This is a genomic window from Acetatifactor muris (genome assembly GCF_024623325.1).
Classification (GTDB): Bacteria; Bacillota; Clostridia; order Lachnospirales; family Lachnospiraceae; genus Acetatifactor; species Acetatifactor muris.
Genome location: NZ_JANJZD010000003.1, coordinates 23,673 through 37,808, shown reverse-complemented (window position 1 = coordinate 37,808; position 14,136 = coordinate 23,673). Strand labels below are relative to the sequence as shown.

The 14,136-nt window shown below is 50.2% G+C and carries 13 protein-coding genes; 12 read left to right on the top strand and 1 reads right to left on the bottom strand.

The genetic code is table 11. The features are described 5' to 3' along the window. The first annotated feature begins 67 nt into the window (after positions 1 to 67). The 5 genes from NSB25_RS03460 (at position 68) to NSB25_RS03440 (ending at position 4,499) form a co-directional block, all read left to right on the top strand. Positions 68 to 766: a response regulator transcription factor gene (locus NSB25_RS03460; RefSeq protein ID WP_103238196.1), complete on the top strand. Its 699-nt coding sequence runs from the start codon at positions 68 to 70 to the stop codon at positions 764 to 766. Then, entirely contained in the window at positions 747 to 920 is a 174-nt protein-coding gene (locus NSB25_RS03455; RefSeq protein ID WP_172454946.1) for a hypothetical protein, read from the top strand. The genes NSB25_RS03460 and NSB25_RS03455 overlap by 20 nt, the downstream gene beginning before the upstream one ends. A 47-nt stretch (positions 921 to 967) precedes the next feature. Then, a complete protein-coding gene (locus NSB25_RS03450) occupies positions 968 to 1,978 on the top strand; it encodes a TraX family protein (protein ID WP_172454947.1) in 1,011 nt (336 codons plus the stop codon). 165 nt (positions 1,979 to 2,143) lie between these two features. Then, positions 2,144 to 2,914: an ABC transporter ATP-binding protein gene (locus NSB25_RS03445; protein ID WP_103238197.1), complete on the top strand. Its 771-nt coding sequence runs from the start codon at positions 2,144 to 2,146 to the stop codon at positions 2,912 to 2,914. A 4-nt stretch (positions 2,915 to 2,918) separates the two neighbouring features. Beyond that, complete coding sequence (locus NSB25_RS03440; protein WP_103238198.1) at positions 2,919 to 4,499, top strand: putative ABC exporter domain-containing protein; 1,581 nt, start codon at positions 2,919 to 2,921, stop codon at positions 4,497 to 4,499. 48 nt (positions 4,500 to 4,547) lie between these two features. Here NSB25_RS03440 and NSB25_RS03435 read toward each other — a convergent pair whose 3' ends face one another. Beyond that, positions 4,548 to 4,901, bottom strand: coding sequence for a helix-turn-helix domain-containing protein (locus NSB25_RS03435; RefSeq protein ID WP_103238199.1), 354 nt, complete (start codon positions 4,899 to 4,901; stop codon positions 4,548 to 4,550). Between the two features lie 232 nt (positions 4,902 to 5,133). On the opposite strand from NSB25_RS03435, the gene NSB25_RS03430 reads away from it, so the two are divergent. From NSB25_RS03430 to NSB25_RS03400, 7 genes are read left to right on the top strand one after another with little or no spacing between them, the layout of a single operon-like run. After that, entirely contained in the window at positions 5,134 to 5,508 is a 375-nt protein-coding gene (locus NSB25_RS03430; protein WP_103238253.1) for a GntR family transcriptional regulator, read from the top strand. Further along, positions 5,501 to 6,202 carry an ABC transporter ATP-binding protein gene (locus NSB25_RS03425; RefSeq protein WP_103238200.1) on the top strand — a complete coding sequence of 234 codons (702 nt, stop codon included), beginning with the start codon at positions 5,501 to 5,503 and terminating at the stop codon, positions 6,200 to 6,202. The genes NSB25_RS03430 and NSB25_RS03425 overlap by 8 nt, the downstream gene beginning before the upstream one ends. After that, positions 6,196 to 7,035 (top strand): hypothetical protein, encoded by an 840-nt coding sequence (locus NSB25_RS03420; RefSeq protein WP_103238201.1) that lies wholly within the window; start codon positions 6,196 to 6,198, stop codon positions 7,033 to 7,035. The genes NSB25_RS03425 and NSB25_RS03420 overlap by 7 nt, the downstream gene beginning before the upstream one ends. Positions 7,036 to 7,090: 55 nt before the next feature. Continuing rightward, positions 7,091 to 10,669, top strand: coding sequence for a DUF5717 family protein (locus NSB25_RS03415; protein WP_103238202.1), 3,579 nt, complete (start codon positions 7,091 to 7,093; stop codon positions 10,667 to 10,669). A 39-nt stretch (positions 10,670 to 10,708) separates the two neighbouring features. Further along, positions 10,709 to 11,995, top strand: a complete 1,287-nt coding sequence (locus NSB25_RS03410) for a DUF5716 family protein (RefSeq protein ID WP_103238203.1) — start codon at positions 10,709 to 10,711, stop codon at positions 11,993 to 11,995. A gap of 13 nt (positions 11,996 to 12,008) precedes the next feature. Then, complete coding sequence (locus tag NSB25_RS03405; RefSeq protein ID WP_103238204.1) at positions 12,009 to 12,860, top strand: tetratricopeptide repeat protein; 852 nt, start codon at positions 12,009 to 12,011, stop codon at positions 12,858 to 12,860. A 34-nt stretch (positions 12,861 to 12,894) separates the two neighbouring features. Next, positions 12,895 to 14,073 (top strand): hypothetical protein, encoded by a 1,179-nt coding sequence (locus NSB25_RS03400; protein ID WP_103238205.1) that lies wholly within the window; start codon positions 12,895 to 12,897, stop codon positions 14,071 to 14,073. Positions 14,074 to 14,136 lie beyond the last annotated feature (63 nt).

The window sequence follows — 14,136 nt, the reverse complement described above, 5'->3', positions numbered from 1 at the left end:
TTAGAATACAGATCTCCCATATGGGTGTAAATTGCAATAGATTATTTGAGAAAGGATGGAGGATACAATGGAGAAAAATATTTTGGTATATAATAACCAGACAGGAATTGCGGAAAAAATGGTGCCACTGTGCACGGGGGAAGGCATTGCGGTACTTGTGGCCGCCAATGTGCAGCAGCTGTTTGAAATATTGGACCAGGCCGAAATCCATCTGATGCTGGTGGATGTGGAGCTGAATGACAAGGGCTGGGATAAGGGGATTGAGATGATTGCCAGTCTGAGGCGCAGGAGCAGCATTCCGCTGATGGTAATTTCCGCACAGTCCGCGGAGACGGCGAAAATCATGGCGCTGGAGGCGGGAGCGGATGATTATGTGACGGCGGACTGCAATCCGCTGGAAATTCTGGCCAGAATCAAGTCCCAGCTTCGCAGATATACACAGCTGGTGAATATGTGTGCCAATATTGACAGGATTTACCGGGTAGATGACCTTGTCATTGACGATACCCAGAGGAAAGTTACGGTGGAGGGAAGGAATGTGCGCCTGACGCCTATCGAATACAAGATACTTCGTCTGTTGGTGCAGAAGAAAGGGAAAGTATTCTCAAACAGCCAGATTTACGAGAATATCTGGCACATGCAGGCCATAGGTGCCGACAATACCATTGCCGTACATGTGCGGCATATCAGAGAAAAGATTGAGAAGAATCCCAGGGAGCCGAGATATCTGAAGGTGGTGTGGGGAAATGGGTATAAAGTGGGATGAGCGAAGCGAATCTGAGCCGGGGCAGACCGTATGGTCTGCCCTGGTTTCTTTCGAAGCTTTTTGTACCTGTCTGAATGGTCAGGACCTGTTACAGAATTCCACGGTACTCATGAGGAATGGATTGACAGTCCGCCGAAAAGGGGGTATTGTATGAAGTGAGCAATACAGCTTAAGAATGATCAGAGGAAAGGTTGTCGGAAGATGAGTGGAAAACAGTTGAATGAAGTGACAGACGTTGCGGAGAAAAGGGGAATCAGCGGCAGTACAATCAAGATAATTGCGGTGATTGCCATGTTGATAGATCACACAGCGGCTGTGGTAATGATCAGAGAGATTATGGCCAGGGGATTCCAGGAAGCGGCTTTGGGAGGGCAAAGCCTGCTGCTGGGCTGGCTGATGGAAAACGGTGTTCTGTTTTACGGATATGAGATTATGCGGATGATCGGCAGGCTGGGATTTCCCATTTTCTGCTTTTTGCTGGTAGAAGGATTCCAGCGGACCAGAGATGTGAAAAAATATGCGCTGCGGCTGGGACTTTTCGCACTGATTTCCGAGCTGCCCTTCAATCTGGCCGTGACAGGCAGGCTGTGGTACAGCGGGTATCAGAACGTCTATTTTACCTTATTGATTGGGTTGCTGGCGCTCTGGGCATACAGTTTTTTTGATAAATATGAGCATCAGGAGAAGGGAAAAGATCTGCCGGCAGCGCTGAGATGGATTCTTACCGCAGCGGGAGTAGTGCTTCCGGCCGCATATCCGGCCGTATTTATTCCCTTTCAGGACCAGACGGCCAGACTGACCTGCTGTGGTCTTGTTCTGACGGCTACGGTGGTGACATTGGCACTGTACGGCCGGCGGAAAGGATTTCGCCGGGTGCAGACGGTCTGCGCGGACATCACGGTGTTGATACCGCTTATGTTCCTGGCGGAATATCTGCAGACGGATTATTCAGGGATGGGGGTGCTGACCATCTCGGTGATGTATGTGTTCAGAAAGCGCAGAGCGCTGTCCATGGCAATGGGCTGTATCGTTCTGACGCTGATGAGCGTCAGTGAAATTCCCGCGTTCCTGGCAGTAATTTTTATTGCGCTGTACAACGGAAGAAGGGGACTGAAAATGAAGTATTTCTTCTATGTGTTTTACCCGGCACATCTGCTTTTGCTGTATCTGACGGCGGTACTGATGGGCCTGGGAGATGTTATGCTTATGTGAATGTCTGAGCCTGCCCTGCTGAAACTCTGCAGAGGCAGGATTTGACTTTTCAGCACCGGTACTGTTCAGAATCTTGCCGTAAATGATAAGGAAGAACATGCACGGAAACCTGCAGGAGAGAACAAAATACAGGCGATTGTACACAGATCGCGGAAATGAGGAAATATGCTGGAAGTAATGAATCTGACGAAAAAGTATGGAAAGACAATTGCAGTGGATAATGTGGGCTTTGCCGTGCCGGACGGGAGAATCGGAATCCTGCTGGGGCCCAATGGTGCAGGGAAATCCACCGTGATTAAAAGTATAGCGGGATTGCTGAAATATAAGGGAACAATTCGTATTCAGGGGTTGAATTCCCGGACGATGGAGGCGAAGAGATGCTTTGCCTATGTGCCGGAAATGCCGTACATGTACGATGCCCTGACTGTGCGGGAACATATCGAATTCATCACGAGAGCCTACGGTGTGGAATGCACGGAAGAAGAGCTGAAGATGCTTTTTGACCGGTTCGAACTGACAGATAAGCAGGAAAAGCTGGGAAGCGAGCTGTCAAAAGGTATGATGCAGAAGGTCAGTATCTGCTGCGCGCTGGTCATAAAGCCCAAAGTAATTCTGCTGGATGAGCCCATGGTGGGGCTTGACCCCGCTGCCATCAGAGAACTGAAGACAGTGATACTGGACTTGCGGGAAAAAGGCTGTACTATCCTGATCAGCACACATATGCTGGAAATGGTGCGGGATTTATGGGATGCTACCTTTGTGATGGATGGGGGACATATTTTGGGAACCTATGTGAAGGAAAATGTGGCCAATGAAGACCTGGAAGAACTGTTCTTTTCTGTTACCGGTCAGAAAGCTTCAGAGGAGAGGGCGGCCGTACAACGAGGGGAAGAATCGGACACAGTGAGCGCGGAAGTCGAAGGGGACGGGAGGTAACAAAATGGGAGCTGTCGGATATCTTTACCGCAGAATTTTCTGCAATCGCGTGAAAACGGCGCTTCGCAGGCCCGTAACTTATGTCTATATCCTGCTTGTTCTGTTCTACTTTACAGCGCTTCCCATGTCTCTGCGCATGGTTGTGGAGGAAATGGAAGCAGATACTCCGGAGGAGATGATTACAGTGCTGACGGTGCTGGCCTTCTGGGTGATTCCGGCCAATCTGATCGCCTATGCGAAGAGAAAAGGGCTGCTGTATCGAAACAGTGATGTCCAGTTCCTTTTTCCGGCGCCGGTGAGTCCCAGGAAAGTGCTTCTATATGCACATCTGAAGACATTGGTGGGACAGATATTGCTGAATTCGTTTGCGATTGTCTGCGGTGCGCTGCTGTTTCATGTGGAAGCCTGGCGTCTGGCTGTGTATTTTCTCTTTTCCATGATTCTGGAGAATCTGCTGGAGGGAAGTATTATGATATTGATTTACGGATCCGAAAGGATGGAGGAGAAGCAGCGAAGCCTGGTGGTAAAAGCGGTTTACGGACTGGTGGGGATTCTGGTTCTCATGGGCGTCTGGACCTGGCTTCGGGAAGGACTGAGCATGAAGACAGTGGCAGATTACCTGCACAGCGATATGGTTCAGATGGTACCGCTGATTGGATGGTATATTGCCGCACTGCATCTTATGTTTACAGGGGCCACAGCGGTGAATATAGCAGGTACATGCTGTTATCTGGTTTTACTGATCCTGGCGGTGACGGCGGCGCGGCGGATGAAGTGTGAGGGATCCTTCTATGAAGATGCCATGAAATTTGCCGGGGATTATGAGGAGGTAGTCAGAAGCAGGAAGCAGGGCGACAGCCAGAAGCGCCTGGGGAAAGGACAGAAATTCGGGAAGGCCAGCGTGAACTGGAGAGGAGACGGCGCCAGGGCGCTGTTCTACAGACAGTTGCTGGAATATAAGAAAAGCAGGTATTTTATCTTTGACATGGGAACGGTAACAGCGCTTCTGGGCGGAATCGGGATTGCCTGGTTTTACAGCCGTGAAGGTGGTTTTGGTTCTCTGAATGCTTTCACGCCATTTATCATACCTGCAATTTCGTCGTACCTGATTTTTGTCTTCACCGCAGTCAACGGAAAATGGGCAAAGGAACTTCGCTCTCCCTATACCTACATGATTCCGGACACGGTATTCCGAAAACTACTAAACGCCACGGCGATGCATCATGTACAGAGCTTTGTCAATGGATGTCTGATTACAATACCGGGGGCGGTAGCCACGGGGATGACGCCGGTGACCACAGTGCTGTGTATTGTATTTTATACGGTATTGTCTGCCAATAAGCTGTATGCGCTGGCTGTGGCGGAAGCTGTATGCGGGAATACGCTGGGAACTATGGGGAAACAGTTTTTGCAGATGCTGATTCAGGGGACTGCCATAGGAATGGCGATACTGGGAGGTATACTGGGGATGGCGGTCGGAGGCGTGTTGGCAGCTTACCTGCTTATGGATTTTTTCCTGGTGATGTATACTCTTATATTTATGGTGACAGCAGCTCTGAATTTTTATAATATGGAAGTTGCATGAGTGAGGCGGGGACAGCGTCCTGAGGAACGGGACGGCTGCAGGTCAGATTTACCGGCTGTTCTGCGTGTCACGCAGATAATTGACATAGCTGATAGCAGCATCGCGGGATTTCGAATCCAGAGACAGAATCACATTGGTGATGCCGTGGATTGTGTAATCGGAAGTGATGTAGCGGTCAAGATTTTCAGGCGGGCAGCGGTAGCCGGTGCGGCCCAGGAGATAGTCGGTGGTAACCTGAAAGAAGTCAGCCAGCTTGCACAATGTGGCCAGGTCCGGCGCGTGTACGTTGTTTTCGTAATTTGAAATAGTTCCGATGGACATATTCAGGAGAGCCGCCAGTTCCTTTTGGCCCAGCTCCCGTTCCTTGCGCAGCTGTGACAGTCTTTGTCCGACACTTCTCATGCCTGTTTCTCCTCAACTTTAATGCATAAGAGATGCTGTAATAATCAGTCTCTTTTACTTTTGATAAAGTTTATTCTACATAATTTCAGAATTTCTAAAACAGCGTTTTAATATACGAATAATCTTTTGACATTATTTTACAAAGGATAAAACAGGAATGGACGAAACACTAAATTCGGTGTATGATGATAAGAGTATAGGAATCTGCAGAATGATTGTGAGGAGGGAAATTATGGTGTGGAATCTGGATGCTGACAGACCGATATATTCACAGCTTGTGGAAAAACTGCAGTTGCAGATTATCTCCGGACATTATCCGCCGGGAGGGAAGCTTCCCAGTGTCAGAGAGCTTGCCGCCGAGGCGGCGGTGAATCCCAATACCATGCAGAAAGCGTTTGCAGAACTGGAGAGAGGCGGTCTGATTGTCACACAGAGTACCAATGGCAGAACTGTGACAGAAGATACAGAGCTGCTCAGGCGCAGCAGACTTTTGCTGGCCCAAAAGCATGTGGATATGTTCTTGGACAAAATGAGGGGGCTGGGATATACGATAGACGAAGCAATTGCAGCTCTTGACAGAATGAAGGGAGGGACAGCCGATGAATGAACTGATTGAAATCGTTGGGCTGACAAAGGCTTATAATGCCAACAGTATAGCGGTGAACAATATTTCGCTTACTTTGCCAAGGGGTAGGATTATAGGGCTTCTGGGGCCTAACGGCAGCGGTAAAACCACATTGATTAAGATGCTCAACGGTCTTCTGACGCCTACCAGGGGATGGATTCGGATTAACGGACAGCCGGTGGGGGTTGAGACCAAGGCCAGGGTGGCTTATCTGCCTGACAGAACGTATCTGTCAGGCTCAAAGAGAGTCAATGAGATTCTGGACTATTTCTGTGACTTTTATGCGGATTTTTCCAGGGAAAGAGCCCTGGAAATGCTGCACAGCCTGGATATTGCTCCGAATGCAAAGCTGAATACACTCTCAAAGGGGACCAAAGAAAAGGTGCAGCTGATACTGGTCATGAGCAGGAATGCCGACCTCTATATCCTGGATGAACCCATAGCCGGCGTGGACCCGGCGGCCAGAGACTATATTCTGCGGACCATTATCAATAACTATAATCCGGCGGCAACCGTGCTGATTTCCACCCATCTGATCGGCGATATCGAACAGGTGCTGGATGAAGTGATTTTCATGCGGTATGGCTATCTGGTGCTGTATACCTCTGTGGACAATATCAGGGAACAGCATGGTAAGTCGGTGGATGCTTATTTCAGGGAGGTGTTTGCATGTTAGGGAAACTCATCAGACATGAATGGAAGGAAACCAGTAAAATGGGTTGTCTTTTGCTTTTTGTGGTGGTGCTGATTACGCTGTTCGGCTGGCTGGCCTTTCGGACGCCCATGTGGAAATCCATCAGCAACGGCAACGCAAGCTTCAGCTGGCTGGATATTTTCAGCGTGCTCACGCTGATGATGTATGTGATGATGCTGGCAGGCATCAATTATGGGATTACCATATATCTGGGAGTACGCTTTTACCAGACAATGTACACGGACCAGGGCTATCTGACCCACACACTGCCGGTGACGAAGCATCAGCTTCTGCTCAGCAAAATCCTGGTCAGCGGTCTCTGGATATTTTTTCTGATGCTGTCCTTGTATTTATCCGTGTTTATTCTGGGTGCGTCCATGTTGTCTTTGTTTTTGCCCCAGGGATATTCGCTGGCTTCTCTGTGGAGAGAGCTGGGACTTAACTTTGGGGAATTGCTGGAGCTGATCGGGGAGGAAATGGATTTCAATGTGATCCGCTGGCTGGTGACGCTGGTGGTTACCACAATCCTTTCGCCCTTTGCCACGGTGACCATTTTGTTCGGAGCAATTTCCATGGGGCAGCTGTTCAGTAAGCACAGAGTGCTTGCAGCAATACTGAGTTATATCGGGATTATGGTAGCGGTGAGTGTGCTCAGCTCAGTTTTTCGGAGCATTTTGATGTTTTCCAGAATTACCAGTGCGGGAAGCTATCTGAACAATTCGCTGGATTCCAGTATTATCATTAATCTGCTGCTTGCGGTGGGACTGTATTTTGTCTCCTGGCATGTGACCAGCAACCGACTGAATATGCAATAAAATGTAAAGGCCTGCGCTGCCGTATGACGCCGGCCAAATCCTGAGGTGAGTGCAAATGCAGATGCAGAAGATAATCGATCAGATTCTGCAGGGAGAGTTTGATTATGAGAACGGCTCTCTTGATTTCTCCTGCGAAAAAATTGAACTTTCTGTCAGAAGAGGGCAGCAGTGCGAGGGGAGCTTTTGTATCAATGGGCCCCGGGGACTTTACACCAACGGGATCGTGCTCTCATCTGACTGGAGAATGGAGTGTCTGACAGGAGAATTCACAGGGGAGTCGGAGGAAATCGCCTTTTGCTTTCACGGAGAAACGCTGGAAGAAGGAGATGTGGTAAAGGGAAGCTTTGAGGTCATCAGCAATCGGGGAGAGTATTACCTGCCCTTTGCGGTGACAGTGGAATATACCATGCCGGAGTCTTCTGTGGGAGTTGTAAAGAATCTGTTTCATTTTGCCAATCTGGCCAAAAGCAACTGGAAAGAGGCTGTAAAACTTTTCTACCTGCCGGAATTCGGGCAGGTTTTAAGCGGCAGCGACGCAGAGTACAGCGAGGACTATCGGGCTCTTTCCTCCTATAACGGATGGGAGCAGAATGTAGAGGAATTCCTGATTCGGATTCACAAAAAGGAGAAGGTGGAATTTCTGACAGAAGAGCAGGAGCTGTCAGTGAAGCTTCCCGCTGCCGGACTCTCCGGGGGAGTGACGGAACAGGAACTGACGGTCATCAGAAACGGCTGGGGATATACCAGACTTTTCGTGAAATGCACAGGGGATTTTCTGTTCACGGAAAAGGAAGTGCTGACAGATGATGATTTCCTGGGAAATCGCTGCGGCCTGCCTGTGTTTGTGGACGGCAGCCTCTGCCACAGCGGGAAGAATTTCGGCCTGTTGTGTCTGTATAATTCCTATGTGACATTGCATATTCCGGTGACGGTTCAGATGGGGATTGACGGTGCAGGGGCTGTCCGGGAAGCTGACAGGAAACGTTATATCATTCAGATGATGGAATTTTATCTGTCATTCCGAATGAGGAAAATCGGAACTTCCGCATGGCTGAAGGAGACGGGCAGCCTGGTGGAAAAGCTGGTGAAGATGGATGAAAACGATATATCCGTCAGACTGTTCCAGGCACAGATTCTGATCACCGAGGAGAGATATAATGAAGCGGGATGGATACTGGACCATGTGGCGGAGCTTTTTGAGAAGAGAAAGCCGCAGGATACGCTGCGGGCCTACTATCTCTATCTTACTACCCTGATTCACGGGGAGGAGGAATATATTGTCAGAGTGACCGCGGAAGTGGAACGTATCTTTCGCCGGGACGAGACGGACTGGCGTGTGGCGTGGCTTCTCCTGTATCTGTCAGATGAGTATCATAAGTCGGACCGGAAGAAATGGGCGTTATTTGAAAGGCTTTTTCAGGCTGGGTGTGTCAGCCCTGTAGTCTATATAGAAGCTATCTCCGCTCTGAATGCGAATCCGGCGCTGCTGCGCAGACTGGGCAGATTTGAGCGTCAGCTGCTGTACTGGGGCGCCAGGCAGGGGCTGCTGAAACGGGAAGTGACGGAACAGCTGATTTACCTTACCGGAAGGGTGAAGGAATACTCGAGAGTCCTTTTCGAGACGCTGAAGATACTGTATGAGAAGAAAAAGGATGTGCGTATTCTCCAGGAAATCTGTGCACTTCTCGTAAAGGGAGGGAAGACCGGAACGGCATATTCTGACTGGTACAGGGCGGGAGTGGAGGCTCAGCTTCGGATTACCAATCTCTATGAATATTATATGATGTCTCTGGATTTGGACAGGCCGGAGGAGATTCCGAGGTCGGTTCTGATATATTTTTCCTATCAGAACAGTCTGGATTATGTCCGCAGTGCATACCTTTATGAATATGTTCTTCAAAACAGAGATGAACTGGGAGATATCTATGAGTCTTACAGACCGGGGATGGAATATTTTGTCACGGACCAGATGAAAAAAGGACATATTGACAGACATCTGGCAGGGCTGTACAATAAGCTGCTGCGGCCCCACATGGTGGACGAACAGACCAGTGAGCCTCTTTCCAGGCTGTTGTTCGCGCATTTGATTCAGGTGGAGGATGACAGGCTGCGGAAGGTCTATGTGTATCAGCCGGGGAATCTGTATCCGGGCGAATATATATTGACGGACAGGCGGACATGGGTGCCTCTGTACGGAAGCAGGTATACTATCGTTTTTGAAGATGCCGGGAAGAACCGATTTATCAAAAGTGCAGAATATACCATGGAGAAGCTGATTATTCCGGGGAAATTTCTGCGGTGGCTGCTGCCGTTTACGGCTGTTGCTCCGGAGCTTGATCTGTATCTGTGCGGCGATGAGAGCATCTGCCGGGAAGAGCCGGGAGAAAGGATAAAACGGGAGGTACGGATTGCGGATTCCGACTATGCGCAGGAAGGCATCAGAAGGGATATCTGTCTGCGGATTCTGCAGTTTTATTACGATACGGACGATATGTTTGCCCTGGATGAATATCTGAAGCGGGTTCCTGCAGAGGAGCTTACTGCCGCGGAGAGGAGCACGGTAATCCGTTTTATGGTGCTTCGGGGCAGTTATGACCTGGCGGGAGAATGGCTGAAGACTTACGGGCCGTACTTTGTGGATGTGAAGATTCTGGCTCGCCTGATCAGTGCGCTTATGGAGAGACGCAATATGGCGGGAGACCCGCTGCTGACTGCGGCGGCGGTATCTGTTTTCCGGAAGGGAAAATACGACAGCAGGATACTGGAATATCTGATTCTGCATTATCGGGGGATGACCAGAAATCTGCGGGATATCTGGAAGGCGGCGAGATCTTTTGACGTGGACTGCTACAGACTCAGTGAGCTCATCCTGGTGCGCATGTTGTACTCCGGCGCATTTGTGGGAGAGAAGATGGAGATTTTTCGTCACTATCTGTCTCAGGGAGCAAGGCCGGAGGTGGAGGAAGCTTTTCTGGCGCAGTGTGCCTATGACTGCTTTGTCAGAGACAGAGTCATGGAAAATGTGATATTCTATGAGATAGGACGGATGTACCGGAGAGAGGAGCCGGTGCAGAAGGTCTGCAAGCTGGCTTATCTGAAATATTTTGCCGAGAACAGGGAGGAGATGGACGAGGACAGTGCTGCTCTCGCAAAAAAGTTCCTGAAGGAAATGATCCGGGAGGGGATCCGGCTGGAATTTTTCCGGAAATTCGAGGATTGTCCGGAAGTGCGGCAGGAGCTTGCCGATAAGACAATTCTCGAGTACCACACCAATCCGCACTGCAGAGTCTGTATTCACTATTCTCTCCTGCATGAAAGCGGCGAGGCGGCCGGATACAGGGCGGAGCATATGAAGGAAGCGTTCGGAGGCGTATTTTTCAAAGAGTTTGTCCTGTTTTTCGGTGAAAGTCTTCAGTATTACATAACGGAAGAGAGAAACGGAGAGGAAATGCTGACGGAGAGCGGCAGTCTGCAGAGGAGCGACGGCAGCGGGTATGAAGAGGAGAGCAGATACAGGATGATCAATGATATTGTCATCAGTCAGTCCATGGAGGATTTTGACACCATGGATAACCTGCTGGAGGAGTATCTGAAAAAAGAATTTCTGAATGAGAAGTTATTTGTTCTGAGATAGAGACAGCACGGACATGAAGCGGAGGCGGAAGGGGGACGTATGGGATTTCTGAGCGGTGAAAAGCTGATAGTGGGATATGATCTGGGCAGCGAATATTCCCAGATCAGCTTTGCTCTCTCCGAAGACGGGGAGACGGATACCTTCTCTCAGGTGGCCGGAGCGGAGATATATAATATCCCCACTGCACTGTGCAAAAAGTACGGAACAAATCAGTGGCTGTACGGCAGAGAGGCTGTCCGATGTGCCGGGGAGGACCAGGGAATTCTGGTCAGGAATCTGCTGGGAATGGCACTGGACGGCGAGACGGTTGTCATTGACAGGGACAGCTTTGACCCGGTGGCGCTTCTGGCACTTTTCCTGAAGCGGACACTCGGAATGTTCTCCAAAGCGGGTGGGCAGGCGGGAAGGCCGGAGAAAATCAGCGCGCTGATGATTACCTGTCCGACCCTTGACCATGAGATTCTGGAAGTGCTTGGCTGTGCGGCAGAGGGACTGGGACTGAAGCGGGATAAGATTTTTTTCCAGAGCTATGCGGAGAGCTTTTATAATTATATGCTTCGACAGCCCGCTGAACTGTGGAAACTTCCGCCGGTACTGTTCCACTACAGAGAGGGCGGAATAAGGGTCTACCGGATGGAATGCAACAGGCGGACAACACCGATGGTAACTATTGTGGAAGAGGCGGAATATGCGTTCCCGGGACCGGAGGCGACGCAGGAGCCGGACAGGGCGGAAGAGCTGGACGCTGCATTTCAGGAGATTGCCGCCGAAGCCTGTGACGGAGTGGGCAGCGTCTTTCTGATTGGAGACAGTTTTGACGAGAGCTGGATGAAGCACTCCCTCCGTTTTCTCTGTAAAGGGAGGAGAGTGTTCCTGGGGAATAATCTGTTCAGCAAGGGAGCCTGCTGCGGAATGCAGGAGAGGCTGGCGGTGAGCAAAGCAGGGGAAGCGTCCGTTTTCCTGGGGACAGATAAACTGAAGGCGAACATCGGTATGAAAATACTCCGCCAGGGGGAGAATTCCTATTATGCACTGCTGGACGCCGGGATGAACTGGTACGAGGCGGCGCAGACGCTTGAGCTCTATCTGCAGGACGGCAATGAGCTGGTCCTGACGGTGACGCAGGTATTGTCCGGGAGAAGCAGAGAGGTGCGGATTTCGCTGGACGGCCTGCCGGGAACGACTGCCAGACTGAAGCTTCACCTTTTTATGAAAGGAGAGAACTGTCTGGAGGCGGAAGTGGAGGATTTGGGGTTCGGAGAATTCAGAGCGGCCTCCGGACATGTATGGAAAACGGAGATTGATTTTGCCGCGGATGTGAATTGAGGAGTGTGAGAAGGTGCGTGTCAGTGTCTGTGTGGGAAATTATGCAAAAACGGCATATGAGATTCCGGGAGTGGGAGTGAAGGTTTTCTGCATGGAGGAGCTTTGCTGCTGTATGAAGGAGAATGCCTTTCTTCTGGACCTGTCACTTTTAAATGACGAGCTGCTGCGCTGGATAGAGCAGGAATGCGGGTTGCGGGAACTGGCGAAGGCGCTGCATTTTCTGGTTCATAAGCAGGGGTCTCTCAGCGGGTTTGTGACAACTGTTCTGCGGTATGTGGGCTTTTATGGGGAAGAGATTATCTGTGAGACCGAACAGGTGCTGAAACAGGGAGCCGGACTGAGCGGGATTGAAAAGCGGAAAAGTCAGATTGACTATCTGGTGAAAAAGAAAAAATATAAGCCGGCCCTGAACGAATATGATGAATTGCTGAAGCAATGGCAGGAGCAGGAGACACAGAGCGGTGTACAGCCGCCGGCCAGAGAGTTTCTGGCGAAAATCTGGCATAATAAGGGGGTGGCCTGTACGGGGCTGATGCTTTATGATGCGGCGGCGGAATGTTTTCAGCGGGCCTGTGAGCTGGATGAGAAGGAGGAATATCGCGGGGCATATCTGGCTGCAATGAGAATGCTGCTTCCGGAAAAGGAGTATGTGGACTTTGCGGCAGAACATGGAGAGCTATATCGCCATACGCTGGAACTGGAAAAAAGGCTGGAGCAATATACCGGGGAATGGGAGGTGCAGCCGGATTATCTGAGGCTGTATAACAGAAGGGAGCTCAGAAACAGCGGAGATCATCTTCGATATCATGAGGAGAGCCGGCGTGTGATACAGGCCCTGAAGGACAGCTATCGGCGGGAAGTGTGAATTCCGGGAAAGTAAAGTGGTGCGGAGGAAATAAATGGGTTTTTTGTCTAAAATATGGAAAAGAAAAAAATATCAGGAGAATGTCGCCGACGACTGGGAAAATATAGTCTATGACCGGGATACGGTGAATTTCGGGGAGGAAGAGCAGCGGAGCAGATATATTACCAACTGTCTGGAGCAGATCAACGAGGCGGGACGGGAGCTGAATCTGCTGACCGGCGAATATTCTCTTGTCACATCCTATCTCACAGACATGGAAGAGATAGAAGCCCTGCCCAAAGAAGAGAGAGAAGTGCTGAATGGGATTGCCGAAAGATTTGTGAGGCAGGAGGAGGAGCGGGCGCGGTATCGGGGAAAGAAGAACCGGATGACAGACGCCGACTATTATCGGCTGCGCAAGCAGGAGGACGAGCTTCAGGAAGGAATTGCGAAGCTGAGGGAATGTGAAACCTATGGGACGAAGGTGAAGCAGGACCTGCAGCGTCTGGACAGAGAACGTCATGCCTATGAATTCCGCAGGCAGGAACTGGATGCGATTATAAATAATATGCGCGGTATGATCATGATTTTCCTGACGGCGTTCATTATCTGCATTGTCATGCTGTTGGTTCTGCAGTTTGGGTTCGAGATGAACACGAAGGCGGGATATCTGATAGCAGTGGCGGCGGTGGCGGTGGCAATCACGGTGGTCTGGGTGAAGTATACGGATGGAGACAATGAGCTGCACCGGGTGGAAATGGCGGTCAACAAGCTGATTTTGCTCCAGAACAAGGTGAAAATCCGCTATGTGAACAATAAAAATCTGACGGACTATCTGTACATCAAATACAGTACCGACAGTGCGGCTGCTCTGGAAAGGCTCTGGAAACAGTATCAGGAGGAGAAAGAGGAACGGCGGGAGTATGCGGAAACGGAATCCAAGAGGGAGTATTACCGGAAGCAGCTGCTGAGCCGGATATCCAATTACCGGGTTACAAGCCCGGAGCGGTGGCTGGGACATCCGGAAGCGCTGCTGGATAAAAGGGAAATGGTGGAGATGCGCCATGAACTGATTCTCCGCAGACAGGCGCTGCGGAAACAGATGGATTACAATAACGATGTGGCGGAGAAGGCCAGGAAGGAAATCAGAGACGTGGCTGACAAATATCCGGCCCATGCAGCTGAAATCCAGGAAATCGTACGGCGCTATAAGGGAGAGGATTCTGACTATTGACTTATCCGCTGCCTTACTATATGATAAAAAAGTGTCGGGACACATAGGGAACGATAACAGCAG

What these genes read in the sequence shown, in the direction of transcription:
- NSB25_RS03460 (WP_103238196.1), top strand. Translation starts at nt 68, where the DNA reads ATGGAGAAAAATATTTTGGTATATAATAACCAGACAGGAATTGCGGAA.
- NSB25_RS03455 (WP_172454946.1), top strand. Translation starts at nt 747, where the DNA reads ATGGGTATAAAGTGGGATGAGCGAAGCGAATCTGAGCCGGGGCAGACC.
- NSB25_RS03450 (WP_172454947.1), top strand. Translation starts at nt 968, where the DNA reads ATGAGTGGAAAACAGTTGAATGAAGTGACAGACGTTGCGGAGAAAAGG.
- NSB25_RS03445 (WP_103238197.1), top strand. Translation starts at nt 2,144, where the DNA reads ATGCTGGAAGTAATGAATCTGACGAAAAAGTATGGAAAGACAATTGCA.
- NSB25_RS03440 (WP_103238198.1), top strand. Translation starts at nt 2,919, where the DNA reads ATGGGAGCTGTCGGATATCTTTACCGCAGAATTTTCTGCAATCGCGTG.
- NSB25_RS03435 (WP_103238199.1), bottom strand. Translation starts at nt 4,901, where the DNA reads ATGAGAAGTGTCGGACAAAGACTGTCACAGCTGCGCAAGGAACGGGAG.
- NSB25_RS03430 (WP_103238253.1), top strand. Translation starts at nt 5,134, where the DNA reads ATGGTGTGGAATCTGGATGCTGACAGACCGATATATTCACAGCTTGTG.
- NSB25_RS03425 (WP_103238200.1), top strand. Translation starts at nt 5,501, where the DNA reads ATGAATGAACTGATTGAAATCGTTGGGCTGACAAAGGCTTATAATGCC.
- NSB25_RS03420 (WP_103238201.1), top strand. Translation starts at nt 6,196, where the DNA reads ATGTTAGGGAAACTCATCAGACATGAATGGAAGGAAACCAGTAAAATG.
- NSB25_RS03415 (WP_103238202.1), top strand. Translation starts at nt 7,091, where the DNA reads ATGCAGATGCAGAAGATAATCGATCAGATTCTGCAGGGAGAGTTTGAT.
- NSB25_RS03410 (WP_103238203.1), top strand. Translation starts at nt 10,709, where the DNA reads ATGGGATTTCTGAGCGGTGAAAAGCTGATAGTGGGATATGATCTGGGC.
- NSB25_RS03400 (WP_103238205.1), top strand. Translation starts at nt 12,895, where the DNA reads ATGGGTTTTTTGTCTAAAATATGGAAAAGAAAAAAATATCAGGAGAAT.